The organism is Nonomuraea longispora (assembly GCF_004348345.1).
In the GTDB taxonomy this organism is placed as follows: Bacteria; Actinomycetota; Actinomycetes; order Streptosporangiales; family Streptosporangiaceae; genus Nonomuraea; species Nonomuraea longispora.
This window is the reverse complement of record NZ_SMJZ01000089.1, coordinates 1-14,825: the sequence shown is the minus strand read 5'-3', so window position 1 is coordinate 14,825 and position 14,825 is coordinate 1. Positions and strand designations below refer to the sequence as shown.

20 protein-coding genes and 1 pseudogene are annotated in these 14,825 nt (G+C 71.4%); 10 read left to right on the top strand and 11 right to left on the bottom strand.

Going from position 1 to position 14,825, the window contains the following annotated elements:
- Window positions 1-29: 29 nt before the first annotated feature.
- On the top strand, window positions 30-620 hold the full coding sequence (locus tag E1267_RS22910; protein WP_132334749.1) for a TetR/AcrR family transcriptional regulator: 591 nt from the start codon (window positions 30-32) through the stop codon (window positions 618-620).
- A gap of 350 nt (window positions 621-970) precedes the next feature.
- The gene (locus tag E1267_RS22905) at window positions 971-1,486 is read left to right on the top strand and encodes a hypothetical protein (RefSeq protein ID WP_132334747.1); all 516 of its coding nucleotides are present in this window, start codon (window positions 971-973) and stop codon (window positions 1,484-1,486) included.
- An 81-nt stretch (window positions 1,487-1,567) separates the two neighbouring features.
- Here the strand turns inward: E1267_RS22905 and E1267_RS22900 are convergent, their stop codons facing one another.
- Window positions 1,568-1,999: a CPBP family glutamic-type intramembrane protease gene (locus E1267_RS22900; protein WP_246064161.1), complete on the bottom strand. Its 432-nt coding sequence runs from the start codon at window positions 1,997-1,999 to the stop codon at window positions 1,568-1,570.
- A 28-nt stretch (window positions 2,000-2,027) separates the two neighbouring features.
- Window positions 2,028-3,431, bottom strand: coding sequence for a phenylacetate--CoA ligase family protein (locus E1267_RS22895; protein WP_132334743.1), 1,404 nt, complete (start codon window positions 3,429-3,431; stop codon window positions 2,028-2,030).
- Between the two features lie 521 nt (window positions 3,432-3,952).
- Here E1267_RS22895 and E1267_RS22890 point away from each other — a divergent pair.
- Window positions 3,953-4,312 (top strand): ArsR/SmtB family transcription factor, encoded by a 360-nt coding sequence (locus E1267_RS22890; protein ID WP_132334741.1) that lies wholly within the window; start codon window positions 3,953-3,955, stop codon window positions 4,310-4,312.
- A gap of 149 nt (window positions 4,313-4,461) precedes the next feature.
- Window positions 4,462-4,698: a hypothetical protein gene (locus tag E1267_RS22885; protein ID WP_132334739.1), complete on the top strand. Its 237-nt coding sequence runs from the start codon at window positions 4,462-4,464 to the stop codon at window positions 4,696-4,698.
- A gap of 58 nt (window positions 4,699-4,756) precedes the next feature.
- Here the strand turns inward: E1267_RS22885 and E1267_RS22880 are convergent, their stop codons facing one another.
- Window positions 4,757-5,098 carry a VOC family protein gene (locus tag E1267_RS22880; protein ID WP_132334737.1) on the bottom strand — a complete coding sequence of 114 codons (342 nt, stop codon included), beginning with the start codon at window positions 5,096-5,098 and terminating at the stop codon, window positions 4,757-4,759.
- 96 nt (window positions 5,099-5,194) lie between these two features.
- Here E1267_RS22880 and E1267_RS22875 point away from each other — a divergent pair, with 96 nt between their 5' ends.
- Window positions 5,195-5,500, top strand: a complete 306-nt coding sequence (locus E1267_RS22875; protein ID WP_132334783.1) for an ArsR/SmtB family transcription factor — start codon at window positions 5,195-5,197, stop codon at window positions 5,498-5,500.
- Window positions 5,497-5,919 carry an SRPBCC domain-containing protein gene (locus tag E1267_RS22870; protein ID WP_132334735.1) on the top strand — a complete coding sequence of 141 codons (423 nt, stop codon included), beginning with the start codon at window positions 5,497-5,499 and terminating at the stop codon, window positions 5,917-5,919. The genes E1267_RS22875 and E1267_RS22870 overlap by 4 nt, the downstream gene beginning before the upstream one ends.
- Here the strand turns inward: E1267_RS22870 and E1267_RS22865 are convergent.
- The 3 genes from E1267_RS22865 to E1267_RS22855 all read right to left on the bottom strand — a co-directional run bounded on the left by E1267_RS22865 (window position 5,916) and on the right by E1267_RS22855 (window position 7,401).
- A complete protein-coding gene (locus E1267_RS22865) occupies window positions 5,916-6,128 on the bottom strand; it encodes a hypothetical protein (RefSeq protein WP_132334733.1) in 213 nt (70 codons plus the stop codon). The genes E1267_RS22870 and E1267_RS22865 overlap by 4 nt on opposite strands.
- A 3-nt stretch (window positions 6,129-6,131) precedes the next feature.
- A complete protein-coding gene (locus E1267_RS22860) occupies window positions 6,132-6,275 on the bottom strand; it encodes an alpha/beta fold hydrolase (protein ID WP_220449621.1) in 144 nt (47 codons plus the stop codon).
- 154 nt (window positions 6,276-6,429) lie between these two features.
- The gene (locus E1267_RS22855; RefSeq protein WP_132334731.1) at window positions 6,430-7,401 is read right to left on the bottom strand and encodes a helix-turn-helix transcriptional regulator; all 972 of its coding nucleotides are present in this window, start codon (window positions 7,399-7,401) and stop codon (window positions 6,430-6,432) included.
- A 44-nt stretch (window positions 7,402-7,445) separates the two neighbouring features.
- On the opposite strand from E1267_RS22855, the gene E1267_RS22850 reads away from it, so the two are divergent.
- Both E1267_RS22850 and E1267_RS22845 read left to right on the top strand, forming a co-directional pair.
- Entirely contained in the window at window positions 7,446-8,198 is a 753-nt protein-coding gene (locus E1267_RS22850; RefSeq protein WP_236668140.1) for a DeoR/GlpR family DNA-binding transcription regulator, read from the top strand.
- On the top strand, window positions 8,195-9,337 hold the full coding sequence (locus tag E1267_RS22845; RefSeq protein ID WP_132334727.1) for an MFS transporter: 1,143 nt from the start codon (window positions 8,195-8,197) through the stop codon (window positions 9,335-9,337). Before E1267_RS22850 ends, E1267_RS22845 begins: the two co-directional genes overlap by 4 nt.
- A gap of 54 nt (window positions 9,338-9,391) precedes the next feature.
- Here the strand turns inward: E1267_RS22845 and E1267_RS22840 are convergent, their stop codons facing one another.
- From E1267_RS22840 to E1267_RS22830, 3 genes are all read right to left on the bottom strand, one after another.
- A complete protein-coding gene (locus tag E1267_RS22840) occupies window positions 9,392-10,153 on the bottom strand; it encodes a TSUP family transporter (protein WP_132334725.1) in 762 nt (253 codons plus the stop codon).
- 81 nt (window positions 10,154-10,234) lie between these two features.
- A complete protein-coding gene (locus E1267_RS22835; protein WP_132334723.1) occupies window positions 10,235-10,852 on the bottom strand; it encodes an ATP-dependent Clp protease proteolytic subunit in 618 nt (205 codons plus the stop codon).
- 1 nt (window position 10,853) lies between these two features.
- A complete protein-coding gene (locus E1267_RS22830; RefSeq protein WP_132334721.1) occupies window positions 10,854-11,417 on the bottom strand; it encodes a ClpP family protease in 564 nt (187 codons plus the stop codon).
- A gap of 143 nt (window positions 11,418-11,560) precedes the next feature.
- Here E1267_RS22830 and E1267_RS22825 point away from each other — a divergent pair, with 143 nt between their 5' ends.
- Both E1267_RS22825 and E1267_RS22820 read left to right on the top strand, forming a co-directional pair.
- Window positions 11,561-12,805 carry a sensor histidine kinase gene (locus E1267_RS22825; protein ID WP_246064159.1) on the top strand — a complete coding sequence of 415 codons (1,245 nt, stop codon included), beginning with the start codon at window positions 11,561-11,563 and terminating at the stop codon, window positions 12,803-12,805.
- Window positions 12,802-13,452, top strand: coding sequence for a response regulator (locus tag E1267_RS22820; protein WP_132334719.1), 651 nt, complete (start codon window positions 12,802-12,804; stop codon window positions 13,450-13,452). Before E1267_RS22825 ends, E1267_RS22820 begins: the two co-directional genes overlap by 4 nt.
- Before the next feature lie 57 nt (window positions 13,453-13,509).
- On the opposite strand, the gene E1267_RS22815 is transcribed toward E1267_RS22820, so the two are convergent.
- Both E1267_RS22815 and E1267_RS22810 read right to left on the bottom strand, forming a co-directional pair.
- Window positions 13,510-14,373, bottom strand: a complete 864-nt coding sequence (locus E1267_RS22815; RefSeq protein ID WP_132334717.1) for a DUF2268 domain-containing putative Zn-dependent protease — start codon at window positions 14,371-14,373, stop codon at window positions 13,510-13,512.
- Between the two features lie 61 nt (window positions 14,374-14,434).
- Window positions 14,435-14,825: pseudogene (locus tag E1267_RS22810) on the bottom strand (hypothetical protein); the annotation flags it as partial.

Sequence of the window (14,825 nt, the reverse complement as noted above, 5' to 3'; positions counted from 1 at the left end):
CACACATATGTAACAAAGGGTCGCACCTCATGAAAGACACCAAGGGCGAGGAGACTTCCGCCGCGCCGACGCCGAGACTGGCGCGCGTTCATCGCCGCGAGCAGATACTCGCCACCGCCACCCCGATCTTCGCCCAAGCTGGCCTGGCCGGGACGAGCCTGGACGACATCGCCACCGCGGCTGGCGTCAGCCGCATGATCCTTTATCGGCATTTCGCGTCGAAGGACGATCTGTACCAGGCGGCGCTGAAACGCGCCGCCGGTCACCTGGCCCAAGCCGTCGGCGACGAGGTCACCGAAGACACCGTGCAGGAGCTGGTGGGCTGGGCATCCGCCGATCCCGACGCGTTTAGGCTGCTCTTCCACCAGGCCGCGAGGGAGCCGCGGTTCCGGTCCGACATCGACAAGCTGCGCGAAGACATGGCGCAGGCGGTCTTCCGCAGCCTCGCCGAGACGATCGACGACCGGATCTGGGCGAAGTGGGCCGCGCAGCTCTCCCTGACGGTCACCGTCGAAGCCATTATGACCTGGCTGGACATCGGCCGGCCTCAGCCCGCCAGAGCCGCCACCAGAATCGGCCGCGCGGTCAGGGCCGTCCTGCAGTCGGCGCAGGACGATTGATCTCCGCTCCGCCATGGCCAGAAGCCGCCGACGCCATCGGCAGCCCGCCGAAGCTCCACGGCCAGGCGAACTGGGCCGTGCTTTCCTTCCCCCGAAGGGTGTGCAGCCGGAGCCGTGGCGGTGGCGTTGAGCCGGGGTGGTGCTTATTGACACTTCAGGGGGTTCGTGCACGGGTACCAGGACGGTGTGCCGTGGATGGAGCTGTGGGTACTCATCCGAAGTGGCGAGTTCTCATCTGATGTGGCGAGGATGATCAGGTGAGAGGGGGGAGTCCGATGGGTGTGCGATCTCCCGGTTCGTCTTCTGCCACCGAGGTGGCGGTAGGAACGAGACGGCTCCGGCGGATCATCTTGGCGGTCGTCATGGTGTGTCTGCTGGCAGGTGCTGACAGGGTGGGGCCGCAGGTGCGGTACTACGTCGCGCAGGGCCTTCGAGTCGGCTACCCGACAGGCTGGCAAGTCGACGTCGATGCTGACTTACGCCCGCCGATGGTCATGGCTGCCGAGCCGCCGTGGTGGCCGTTCGGTTGGTTCGCTGAATATCAGGTGTCCCTGCTCCCGCATGGAGCCTCGTTGGAAGAGGCGGTGGAGGAGCATCTCAAGGACGTCCGCGACGTTTACCACGATGTCGTCCTGGAAGAACGCGAGAGAGTGGTGCTGGGCGCCGGTGCGCCGGGCTACATGCTGCGTAGTTCCTTTGTTGAGTACGCCCCCGACATGGAAAGCTTCCCCACCGGTGAAATCGTGCTGCTCGCCGTGACGGGACGTGGTGAACTGCTCAAGGTGCGCTACGTCTGCGCACTAAAGAGATGTGGATTCGAGGACGTCTCCGTCCGCGCTGCCATGAAGTCGGTGGTGCCGAGGTGAAGGCGCACCTGCCCGTGCCACGTACGCCCGGACAAGACAGCTTCGAGGCGGTGGTCTGGCCCGGCCAGGGTCTTCAGTGGCTCAGGGCAGTGCGGCGAGCAGGAAGATCGCGAGTCCGTGCGCGAGGGCGGCGGCGATGACACCGGATTGGAGCCGCAGAAAGGCGCAGATCAGCCCTTCATACCGGGTGAAGGCCAGCAGTGGCCAGCCGACCTCGGTGACCGTCGAGGCCTGGAAGGCCTGGAAGGCGTGGCAGGCGTGGCAGGCGGCAAAAACAGGGTCGACAGCAACGCCGCGAACGGCGCAGGCCTGCCGCTCCAGCCGTCCTTCCAGGAACCCGCGGAACAGCACCTCCTCGGCGATGTCGCCTGCCAGGCCGGGCAGCAGCACCGGCGCGGCTGCCAGCATGCCGCCACCGACGTCCCAGGCGAGGGTGAGCGGGGTGAGTCGGCCCCAGCGCACCGGCGAGCGAAGCCCGCTGTCCGGCTTCAGCACGGCGGCGGTCAGCGCCACAGCGGGTCGTGCAGGATCCGGCCGACGGTTAGGGACGTCCGGAGCCGGCCGGGCCCATGCCGGTGGCGGGCAGCGGGATGACGGCGCGTACCTTGCCGCCCGCGCTGTGCTGAATCGGTTCGCTGCCCCGTTCGAGGCGCACATGGCCGAGGCCGTGGCGGAACAGCAGGTCGCGCATGCGGGCCTCGACCTGGCGCCAGAGGGTTTCGTGGTCACTGCCGGGGGCGGGGTGCAGCCGGATGCGCAGCACGGTGGGCGCGGTGTGGACGATCTGGAACAGCTCCAGGTCGGGCACCGCTTCCAGCAGGGTGGCCAGCGGCAGCGGGGCGAGGGTGACCGGCGCCTGTTCCCCCGCCGGGCCGGGGCCGGGGAAGGTGAGCAGGTCGGCGGCGCGGCCCTGGACGCGGACGGCCGGGCCGGGGTTGCCGCACGGGCACGGATCGGGCCGGAGCAGGACGCTGTCGCCGAGGTCGTAGCGCAGGATCGGCTGCACGTGGTTGGCCAGGTTGGTCAGCAGCACGGTGTGGGAGGGCTCGCCCGGCGCCACCGGCCGGTACTGCTCGTCGACGGGTTCGAGGATGGCCCAGTCGGCGTTGAGGTGCATCCAGCTCCGCGAGCAGCCGTAGGACAGGAACGGGCATTCGTTGCAGGCGTAGCTGGTGCGCACCTTTGCCCCCAGGGCGGCCGTGATGCGTGCGTACTCGCCGACGGGCAGGCCTTCGGCGGTGAGCATCACCAGGGCGGGGTTGACGTGCAGCCGTCCGGCTTCGGCCTCGCCGGCCAGCAGCGCGCCGATGCTGGCGTAGGGGGCCAGCACCGCCGGGCGGAAGGCGTTGAGTTCGGCCACCAGGTCGGCCAGCGGCTGGTGCACGCTGAAGGCGGCGACGCGGGAGCGGCCGCGCAGCCGGGCGGCGGCCACGGTGGAGGCGAAATGCCCGCCCTCGGGTATCACCAGCGCCATCCGGGCGCCGCCGCGCGCGATGCGCGCCACGTCCCGCACGCTCAGCCAGCCGACCAGCATCCGCGCCAGCATCGCGGAGGTCACCGCCGTCGCGCGGGCGTCTTGCAGGAAGATGCCGTGCGTGCCGGTGGTGCCGGAGGTGGTGGACAGCGTGTAGCGGCCGGCGAACGGCTGGCCGATGCGCGCCGGGTCGTCGGCGAAGGCCCGCGCCTGCGCCAGGGTGACGGCACGGTCGGTGACCCAGTCGTCGAAGGCGGCCATCAGCTCGCGCTTGCTGGTGGGCGGCAACAGGCCCAGGTCGGCCACTGTGGCCGGCAGCTCCCGGTACAGGTGCTGGTGGTAGGGGGAGCGGGTACGCGCCCAGGCCACGAGCTCGCTCAGGCGGGCCCGCTGCCGGGCGGCCATCGCCTGCTCACCGCCCGCCTTGGCCGAGCGGACGTCGGCCAGCAGCCGCAACGTCGAGGTGTTCATGGTGCTTGTGGTGTCCCTTCTGGCCGGCGGCGCCGCGGCGCCGCCACTGGTGGTGATGGGGGGCTGGGCACGGCGCGACAGGCACGGCCCGGCAGGAGTCACGGCGCCGGCGGCCGGCGACTACCGGGGGCGGGCCTGGCGGCGCTGCGCTCGATGGCCCAAGGCGGGCGATGAACGCGCGCAGGGGCAGCGGCACGCAGGGTGAGCGGCAGGCGGCTCAGCCGTGGGCGCGGCAGCGTGGTGGGAGCCAAGTGGAGGAGTCCTTCCCGGACGGTGGAACCCGGCCGGGAATCCGCGAGGGAGACTCGGCCAGGCATGACTGCGTGGCCGAAGGTCTCGCCCACCGGTCGGTGACCGGTCCCCGCCGCCGGAGAACGCAAGGTTCTCAGCGTGTCGACGTGCGGGCGTTACGGGCTACTCCCCTTCGGAGAAGCTCCAATCTCCCACACCTTTCGGAAATCGCGCAAGTATCGAATCGAGGAGTGAGTGGCAGGTCATCGGAGCGAGACAATGGACAGACGATGTCGACCTCCCCCGCCCCGAATTCACCCGGCGCCGAGCACCCACTGCCGACCACCGCACAGCTGAGGGCGGCAGCCGAGACTTTCGCCCTGCTGGCCAGCCCGGTTCGGCTGCACCTGATGTGGCTGATCACTCACGGTTCCTATGACGTCAGCACGCTGGCCACGCACGTGGGCATCAGCATCGCCACGGTGTCCCAGCACCTGACCAAACTCCGCCTGGCCGGCCTGATCACCGCACACCGGCACGGCCGCCGCACGCTGTACGCGGTGGAGGACCCCCATGTGATCACGCTGATCGGCCAGATCTTCGACCACATCGCCCCCGACGGAAGCCTGGCACCCGATCCGCCTCGGTAGTCGCGGTCCTCCAACTCTGCGAGAACAGCCGTAGCAGGGACGCCAACCCGCAGCAGCAGCGATCGACAGCAACGCGCCGGCATCGACCACGGATGGCCCGCCCCTGGGCCGTGACGCACCAGGAATCAGCGCCGGGTCGCAGACCCTCGATGCAGCTGGGGGTGTGCCGTGCGTCGTGCGAACCCAGCATCCCGATCCTCGTCAACCTGGCGACCCGTACGCCGAGCCGTACTTTCTGGACCTTCCCCCTCGGCCTTCCGCCCGCGCTGCAGGTTCCCGCCATTGTCCTTCTCGCCGCAGCCGGGCTCGTGCTGTACGTGATCGCGATCCGCGCGCTGCTGACACTCCTGCCAGCGCGCGCCCAGCCGGCGAGCACGCCCCCCTGACCTTCATCATCGGCCCCAGCGGATGACGAACGTGGGGCATCACCACGGTCGCGACGGATCAGCCGAACCCGGGGGCCGGCTGCCACAGGCTGATCTGGGCGCCCTGGTCGTCGGTGCAGGAACAGCCGCGCCCCGACCTGCCGGAGAACACCTCCCCCGTGCTGCCGCCCAGCTCGCGCACCTGCTCGACGGCCCGGTCGATGTCGGCCACGTGGTAGTAGAGGTTGGGCTGCGCGCTGGGCTCGCCGGCGACGAAGCCCATGGGCACGGCGGTGTTCGTGACATGCAGGTACGTGTCGCGCTCGCGTCTGAACTCCCAGCCGAGCAGCGGCCCGTAGAAGGCAGCGGCGCGGTCGATGTCCGGGACGGACAGGGTGTAGTAACCGAGATCGGCGGGCATGGGCATACCTCCGCAATAATTGTCACTATCGTTAAGCAAGAGAGAGCCTAACGGAAGTAGACAATCATTAACAACGACGTTAACGAATTGGACGGCATGCTCGCGGCGCTCGCCGACCCCACCCGGCGCAAGGTCATCGAACTGCTGCGCGAGGGGCCACGCCCGGCCGGCGAGCTCGCGCAGGCCGTGCAGATGAGCGCTCCCGCCCTCAGCAGGCACCTGCGGGTGCTGCGGGCCGGCGGTCTCGTGGAGGCCACGGCCGGAGGCGACGACGCCCGGCTGCGCCTCTACACGTTGCGCCGCGAGCCGTTCACGGCGCTGCAGGCCTGGCTCGACCAGGTGCAGGCGTTCTGGGCCGAGCAGCTCGGCTCGTTCAAGGACCACGTGGAGCGCGGCGGATGAGCTCCGTTCAGGCCGGCGTCACCGTCCCCGTCGAACCGGCGGACGCGTTCCGCATCTTCACCGACGAGATCGACAGCTGGTGGGTACGCGGCCCCCACAGCTGGGTCGATCCCGAGCGCGCGGTCGGCATCCGCTTCGAGGACGGCCATCTGCGCGAGCTGTGGTCCGACGGCGGTCACGTCGACACCGGCAGGGTGCTTGCCTGGGATCCGCCGCACCGCCTGGTGTGGGCCGACCTGATCAACCGGACGGGGCGGATGGAGATCGAGGTGTCCTTCACCCCCGTCGCGGGCGGCACCGAGGTGTTCCTGGAACACCGCGGCCTGGACACGCTGCCGCCCGACGTGGCCGAGCGCATACGGCGCGGCTACTCCTGGCAGATCGCGCTGCGCTGGTTCGCCGGCCGGTGGAAGGCCTAGCCGCGGCCGTACTTCTTGTGCACGGCCTGTTTGCTCACGCCGATCGCCTCGGCGATCTGCGCCCAGGCCAGCCCTGCCACCCGCGCCCTGCGCACCTGGACCGCCTCCAGACGCTCGATCTCGCGGCGCAGCGCGGTCGTGGCGTGCAGGGCCCGCAGCGGATCGTCGTCCTGTGCCTGCCTCATGAGGGTCGCCAGGTCGTTCGTCATGCCCTAAAGGTAATCCAGCAGCAGCGCGTTGATCTCCTCAGGACGTTCGAGCGCCGGCAGGTGCCCGGCCCACTCCAGCTCCACCAGCCGCGCCCTGGGCAGCTCGGCGGACAGGTGCACCTCGAAGGCGTGCCGCTGCATCGCCACCAGCCGCTCCCGCGCGCCGGCCCGTGCGTGACGTCTGGCGCAGGATGACGGCCGTGCTCACCCCCGGCGCCATGGACACCAGGACGCACGCGCCCACGAACGCGAGAAGGTACATGCCGGAATGCTGGCAGAACCGCACCCGGGTCCCGCCTGATTATTCGTACAGCTTGCCGAGCTCGGCGACCGCCTCCCGCATGAGGGCCCGCAGCTCCGGCGGCTCCAGCACCTCGACGTCGGCGCCCATGCGCAGCAGCAGCCAGCGGGCGTGCGTGAGCGACTCGACCGGCACCGTCAGCGTCAGCCACCCCTCGGGGCCGGGCTCGCCCGCCACGGCCAGCGCCGCGCCGACGACGTCCGCCCCCATCGTGTACGCCAGCAGGTCGCCCCTGCCCGGAGCCAGCCTGATGACGACCTCGGCGGTGTACATGCGCTCACGGAACTCCTTGGCGTACGCCCGCCAGAACCCGCTCAGCTCGAACCCCTCCGGACGGCTGAAGGCCCCCGGCAGCGTCTGCAGGCTCAGGATGCGCGCCACCCGGTACGTACGGGGATCCTCGCCTGGTGGGGCGGCGACCATGTACCAGGACCCGCCCTTGAGCACCAGCCCGTACGGATGGATCACCCGCTCGATCTCGCGCGGCCCCCATCGGCGGTAGGTCATGCGCAGCGGCCGCTGCTCCCACACCGCCTCGGCCACCTCGCTCAGGTGTGGCACGTCGTCGTTCGTGCGGTACCAGCCCGGCACGTCCAGCAGGAACCGCTCGCGCATCCGGGAGGCGTGTGAACGCGGCTCGGGCGGCAGCGCCGCCAGCAGCTTCAGCTCGGCGTTGGCCGCCACCTTCGCCAGCCCCAGCTCGGCGGCCGGGCCGGGCAGCCCTGCCAGGAACAGCGAGGAGGCCTCCTCGGAGGTCAGCCCGTTGAGGCGGGTGCGGTAGCCGTCGAGCAGCTGGTAGCCGCCCGCCGGGCCGCGGTCGGCGTAGACCGGCACACCGGCCGCCGACAGCGCCTCGACGTCGCGGTAGATCGTGCGCACCGACACCTCGAGCTCGGCCGCCAGCTCGGGCGCTGTCATGCGGCCGCGCGACTGCAGGAGCAGGAGCAGCGAGAGCAGGCGGCTGGCGCGCATGCCCGCCATTGTATTGCGCACATATGCCATGTTTGTATGAACACATGGATCGTTTGCGGGCCATCATGAACGCCCTGCGGGTCAACGACAGCGTCTCCGTCGCCGAGCTGGCCGCCGAGCACGGCGTGTCGGAGATGACGATCAGGCGTGACCTGGACGAGCTGGCCCAGCAGGGGGTGGTGCGCCGGGTCAGGGGCGGCGCGCTGTCCCTGCTCCTCCGCGGCGAGGAACCGCCGTTCGGCGTGCGCGAGCGCGAGGCCGTGGAGGCCAAACAGCGCATCGGCGCGGAGGTGGCGTCCCTGATCGCCGACGGCGAGGCGGTCGTGCTCGACGGCGGCACGACCGTGCTGGAGGTGGCCCGCGCCCTGACCGGCCGCCGCCTGACCGTGCTGCCGCTGGCGCTGCAGGCGGTCACGCTGCTGGCCACCGCGCCGCGCGTGCGCCTGGTGCTGCCCGGCGGCGAGGTACGCCAGGGCGAGCTGAACTTCATGGGCCCCCTCACCGAGAGCTCCATCGAAACGCTGCGCTTCGACACCGCCGTGATCGGCTGCTGCGGCCTGTCGGCCGAGCACGGGCTGACCGCGCACGACCTGCCCGAGGTCGCCGTCAAGCAGGCGGCCATCGCCTCGGCGCGACGGGTGATCGTGGCCTGCGACTCGGGCAAGTTCACCCGTACGGCCTTCGGCGCGGTCTGCCCGATCTCCCGCCTCGACGTCGTGGTGACCGACCCCGGCATCCCTCCGGGGGAGCGTGAGGCCCTCTCGGCGGCCGGCGTGACGGTCAGGCAGGCCGGATGAGACGCGAGCGCACGGCCGTACACCTGCTGTTCTTCCTCTGCGGCGCGGCCATCGGCACCTGGACGGCGCGCATCCCCGCCATCAAGGACGAGCTCGGGCTCAGCGACGGCCGGCTCAGCCTCGCCCTGCTGGCCATCGCGGCCGGCGCGGTCGCCGGCATGTCGGTGGTGGGCCGGCTGGTCGACCGGTACGGCAGCGCCCGCGTCATGATCCCGGCCGCGCTGGCGCAGGGCGTGGTGCTGGTGCCGCCCGCCTTCGCGGGCGACCTGGGCGTGCTGGCCGGCACGCTGCTGGTGTTCGGGCTGGTGCACGGCGTGCTCGACGTGTCCATGAACGCCAACGCCGTACAGGTCGAACGGGCCTCCGGCCGAGCGGTCATGTCGTCGTTCCACGCGGTCTTCAGCATCGGCGGGTTCTCGGGAGCCGCGGCGGGGGGCGTGTTCGCGCACCTGTCATTGACGCCCGCGACCACGTTCGTGTCGGTGGGGGCGGTGATCGTCGTGCTGGCGGTGTGGGCGGCGCGTTGGGCGCTGCGCCCGGCCCCCGCGGAGCACACCGGCGGACGCGACGGCGGCCGGCCGCCCAAGGGGATCGTGTTCCTGGGCGTGCTGGCGTTCTGCTGCCTGGTGGGCGAGGGCGCCGCGGCCGACTGGAGCTCGGTCTACCTGCACGAGGACCTGGGCGCCTCCCCCGGGTTCGCCGCCGCCGGATACGCCGCCTTCTCCGTCACCATGACCGCGGGACGGCTGGCGGGCGACCGGCTGGCCGCCCGGCTGGGAGCGGTGAGGCTAGTGCGCGGTTGCGGGCTGCTGGCCGCCACGGGGCTGGGCGTGGCGCTGCTGGGCGGGCATCCGGTGGCGGGCGTGGTCGGGTTCGCCTGCTTCGGGGCAGGGCTGTCGTGCATCGTGCCTCAGGTGTTCTCGGCCGCCGGACACCGAGACCCCGCGTACGCCGGCCGGGCGCTGGCGCGGACGGCTGCCATCGGATATCTCGGTTTCCTGTCGGGGCCGGTGCTCATCGGGGCCGCCGCCGAACTGGGCGGCCTGCCGCGGGCGCTGGCCATCCCCGCGCTGCTGGCGGCGTTCGTGGCGCTGGCCGCCGCGGCCCTGCGCGCCCGCGCCGAGGAACCCGCCGCCTGACCAGCACCCCAGCGGTCCCGCCCACCGGCCCGACGTGCGGTCCCCGGCGCGTGGTCAGGCGAACTCCTGCCAGCCCAGCCTGACCACCATGGCCGCCACCACGCCCAGCAGGACGACCCGTACGAAGGCGGCGCCCCGCCTGAGCGCCATGCGCGCGCCGAGCTGGGCCCCGGCCACGTTGCACACCGCCATGCCCAGCCCCAGGGCCCACTGCACGTGCCCCTGGGCCCCGAACACCAGCAGCGCCCCCAGGTTCGTCCCGATATTGATGATCTTCGCGGAGGCGGAGGCCGAGACGAAGTCCAGCCCGAGGATGGCGGTGAAGGCGATGATGAGGAACGTTCCCGTGCCGGGCCCGAGGATGCCGTCGTAGAAAGCGATGCCCGCCCCCGCCGTCGCCACCGCCGCGATCACCCGGCCCCGGGTGCGCAGGTGCGGCTCCGGCACGGCGCCCATGGCCGGCCGCAGCGTCACGAACGCCGCCACGGCCAGCAGCACGACCATGACGGCGGGCCGCAGCACCTCGGCCGAGATCGACGCCGCCGCCCACGCTCCGAGCCCCGCGCTGAGCACCGCCAGCGTGGCGCCGGGCAGGGCCACCTGCCGGTCGACCTTGGCGGAGCGCGCGTAGGCCACGGCCGCCGAGGCGGTGCCGAAGACGGAGGAGAACTTGTTGGTGGCCATCGCCTCGACCGTCGGCATGCCGGTCACCATGATCGCGGGCAGTTGCAGCAGCCCGCCGCCACCCACGACGGCGTCGACCCACCCCGCTCCCGCGGCCGCGCACAGCAGCATCAGGACCTGCTCCAGCGGCACGCCACTCCCCCGATGTCCCCCAAGAAACCTCAAAAGTGTACAAGTCGCGTGTCAGCCGCCGGCCAGGGCCCCGCACGAGGGTCAGCGGGCGCCGGCCGGTGTGCGTTTCCTCGATGCGTAGATGTCGTCCACCAGCCCGTAAGAGCGGGCCTGCTCGGCCGTGAAGATGCGGTCGCGCTCGATGTCCTTCCTGATCTCCAGCACGCCCCTGCCGGTGTGCCGCGAGAGGATCTCCTCCTGCTGGTCGCGCATGCGCAGGATCTCCCTGGCGTGGATCTCCAGGTCGCTGGACTGCCCGCGACCGCCCTCGGTGGCCGGCTGGTGCAGCAGGACGCGCGCGTGGGGTAGCGCCGCCCGCTTGCCCGGCGAACCGGCCGCCAGCAGGACCGCCGCAGCCGAGGACGCCTCGCCGATGCAGACCGTGTGGATCTCCGGCCGGACGTACTGCATCGTGTCGTAGATGGCCGCCATCGCCGTGAACGAACCGCCGGGCGAGTTGATGTAGATGTTGATGTCCTGGTCGGGGTCGAGCGACTCCAGCGTGAGCAGCTGCGCCATCACGTCGTTGGCCACGGTGTCGTCGATCGGCGCGCCCATGAAGATGACCCGGTCCTCGAACAGCTTGGTGTAGGGGGTCATCTCCTTCATGCCGTAGGAGGTGCGTTCGGTGAAGGAGGGCAACACGTAACGGCCGCTCATGTCAGTTCATCCCTTCTGCGATGTGGTCGACGAAGCCGTAGTCGAGCGCCTCCTGGGCCGTGAACCAGTGGTCGCGGTCGGAGTCGGCCTGGATGCGCTCCAGGGGCTGGCCGGTGTGATGGGCGATGATCTCGGCCAGCCTGCGCTTGGTGTAGAGCATGTTCTCGGCCTGGATCGCGATGTCGCTGGCGGAGCCGCCGATGCCGCCGAGCGGCTGGTGCATGACGACGCGGGCGTTGGGCAGGGCGTAGCGCTTGCCCTTGGCCCCCGCGGACAGCAGCACCTGGCCCATCGACGCGGCGAACCCCATCGCCACCGTGGCCACGTCGCACGGCACGAACTGCATCATGTCGTAGAGCGCCAGCCCCGCGTGCACGGAACCGCCCGGTGAATTGATGTAAAGAGTGATGTCGCGCGCGGGGTCCTCGGCCGCGAGCAAAAGCAGCTCACCGCAGAGCCGGTTGCAGATCTCGTCGTCGACCTCTTGGCCGAGAACGACGATGCGCTCTTTCAGCAGGCGCTGGCTGAGCTGGTCAGGCCACTGTGGGCGCTGGGCCTCCGTCATGGTCGCCACCTTTCTGTGCGGGCATTCACGCGAAAAACGCTAGACCCCGAAGACACCCAGGAAGAATTCTTTTCGCTGGCGGCGCATTTCTCTAAGGGCGCATTATTCTGTGAGCGAATAAACGTCGACATATAATCGCCGGTGTGAGAAAGAACCTGGCGCGCCGATGGGCGTGCCTCATCCTGGGCGGCGCGCTGCTGATGCCGTACATGATGGTCGGCGTCCTGGCGGCGGCCATCTGGCAGGGAGAGGACGCCAACGTCCTGCTGCCCGTCCAGGTGGGCGTGTTCGTGGCGATGCTGCCCGTGGTGGCGGCGACCGGGCTGTTCCTGCCGGTGCGGGCGCTGGAGGTGAACGCGGCGCAGGGCCTGCTCGGGGCGCACGTGGAGACCCCGCCACGGCAGGCGGGCCGCTCGTGGCAGGAGCGCCGCCGCACCGCCGCCTGGTTCACGCTGCACCTGGCGATCGGCGGCGTGGTCAGCGGCTGCACGCTGGCGATCGTGCCGTTCACGGTGTTCACGCTCCTGCTGCCCATCGTCGGGGCCCCGACGCCGGTGCTGGGCGCCGTCGTCACGCCCGGGTGGAACGCGGTGATGTGGGCGCTCGGCGGGCTCGCGACCTTGGCCGCGCTGATCGTCATGGCCGCGGGTGCCGGCGCGCTGCTGGCCAGGCTGGCCCCCGTCCTGCTCGGCCCCACCCCGGACGAGCGCCTGGCCGCCGCCGAGGAGCAGGCCCGTACGCTGGCCGAGCGCAACCGGCTGGCCCGCGAGCTGCACGACTCGGTCGGCCACGCGCTGAGTGTCGTGACACTGCAGGCCGCGGCCGCCGGCCGGGTGCTCGACCACGACCCCGGCACGGCCAAGAACGCGCTGTCCGCCATCGAGCAGTCCGCCCGCGCCGCCCTCGACGACCTCGACCACGTCCTGGGAGTCCTGCGTGACAGCGGCCGCGACGACCCCGGCGACGGCGGCAGCGACGGCGGCGACGGAACCGGCGCGGACGTCCCCGGCAGGCGCCCGCAGGCCACGCTCGCCGATCTCGGCGACCTCGTCGCCGCCTCGGGCGCCCAGGTGCGGCAGGAGGTCGGTGATCTGTCGGGCGTGCCCGCCGTCGTGTCCCGGGAGGGTTACCGCATCCTGCAGGAGGCCCTCACCAACGCCATCAAGCACGGGAAGGGCCCGGTGCGGCTGTCGGCCGGCGTGCGGGACGGCGAGCTGCGGCTCGAGGTCACCAACGCCGCGGGAGACGGCGCCGCCGGCCCGTCGGGAGGCAGGGGCGTGGCGGGCATGCGCGAGCGCGTACGCCTGCTCAACGGCGACCTCGACGCCGGCCCCACGCAGGCAGGGTGGACGGTCTCCGCCCGGCTGCCGCTACGGTCGAGTCCATGACTCTCACTGTCGTCATCGCCGACGACGAGGACCTCATCAGGACCGGCCTGCGCATCATCATCGACGCCGAGCCCGGCCTGAGCGTGGTCGGCGAGGCCGCTGACGGCGCCGCGGTCCTGCCCGTCGTCCGCCGTGAGCGCCCCGACCTCGTGCTGATGGACGTGCGCATGCCCGCGCTCGACGGCATCCAGGCCACCGAGCGGCTCATGGCGCTGGACGACCCGCCCAAGGTGCTGGTGGTGACGACCTTCGAGAACGACGACTACGTCTACGACGCGCTGCGCGCCGGGGCCAGCGGCTTCCTGCTCAAACGCGCCAGGCCCGAGGAACTGGTGCAGGCCGTCAAGCTGGTCGCGTCCGGCGAGTCGCTGCTGTTCCCCGCCGCGATCCGCACCCTCGCCGTACGCCGCCAGGAGAGCGTCTCGCCCTCCAGGGTGCCGGGCATCGACCGGCTGACCGGGCGCGAGGGCGACGTGCTGCGCCTGATGACCCAAGGGCTGTCCAACCACGAGATCGCCGCCGAACTGGTCGTCAGCCAGGAGACCGTCAAGACGCACGTCGGCAACGTGCTGGCCAAGCTGCGGGCGCGTGACCGTACGCAGGCGGTGATCGCCGCCTACGAGTCCGGCTTCGTGTCCCCCAGATGACGGCCGCTCGACGGCCCGCCGACCGGCCCGCGGACCGGCCCGCCGACCATCCGGGGGCTATCCGCGCAGGCCGGCGCGCCGCATGAGCTCGGCTCCGGGCAGCACGCTCGCCTCGGCCGCCGTCATGCCGGTGGCCGACAGGATCTGCTCGACGAGCCGCAGCCCTACCGCGTATCCCGCCATGTCCGGAATGCCGCGCGGCTCCTGCCCGAAGCTGCGCGTCGCGCTGTCCCCGAGCACGAACGCCGGCGTGTTCTGCATCCCCTCCAGGTCGAAGTTCGCCATGATCTTCTCGTACGCGACGTCGTACCTCTCGCCGGTCACCATCGACGACCACGGGCCGATCGCCTCCGGCCCCGACAACTCGCGCACGAACGCCTCGGCCAGCCCTTCGGCCAGCACGTGCTCGCCGACGGTCACGGTGGCCGGGTTCCACTCGACGTTGGCGTAGCGCACGCCGTGGTGGAACTCGTGCACCGCCAGATGCCCGATCTTGCCGATCACCTCGTCGGACGGCCAGGCCAGCAGGTAGATCATGCCCGGCGCGCCGCCCATGCCGTAGTAGCCGCCGGCCGTCGTCATCAAGTGGTCGTTGCCGGGGTCGCCCATGAAGAACCACACGTCCAGCGTCTCGCCCTGCTTGGCCTCCGACAGCCGCTCCGAGGCGCGGGTCAGCTCGCGGCGTACCTGGCCCAGCACGTCGGCCTCGATCATGCGCTCGACCGCGGGCAGGTAGCGCGGGTCGTCGGCGTCGACCCGGAAGCCGCCGGCCTGGTGATGGATGTCGACGATGTCACCCGGCATCGGGATCACGTCGCGCAGCGGCCCGACCAGCTCACGCAGGGCGTCCGCACGCCGGTCGAGCGGCCCGCGCAACATGTCGGCCATCGGCGTCAACGTGTCATGAATGATGAACTCCATGGCGCAGGACCATAGGGTCTCACGTTACGTGAGGGTCAACCGCGTTACCGCCCCCGGCGCGTCAGAGCTCGGGCTCCTCGCCGCTCTCGTCGCCCGGCGACTCCCCCGGGGTGCCCGGACCGGTCCGGCTCGGCTCGGGCGACTGCGACGGCGAGGGCTGCGGCTCCGGGGTCTCCGGCGTCGGCGGCGGCGTCGGCACGAACACCGTCGGCGGCAACTGCCTGGGCTGCGGCTCGCTCTCCTGCCGGCCGAGCACCAGCAGCAGCAGGATGGCCGTCACCAGCAACAGCAGCAGCACCAGGGCCAGCGCGGCCATCAGCACCCGCTTGCGCGTCTCGGTCAGTGGCCTGCGCCGCCGGGTCAGCCGGGGCAGCGCGGGCGCGCGGTCCGTCAGCCAGTAGGGCACGAAGTCGGGCCCGTGGGCCTCCCCGATGAGCGTCCCGCCCACCATC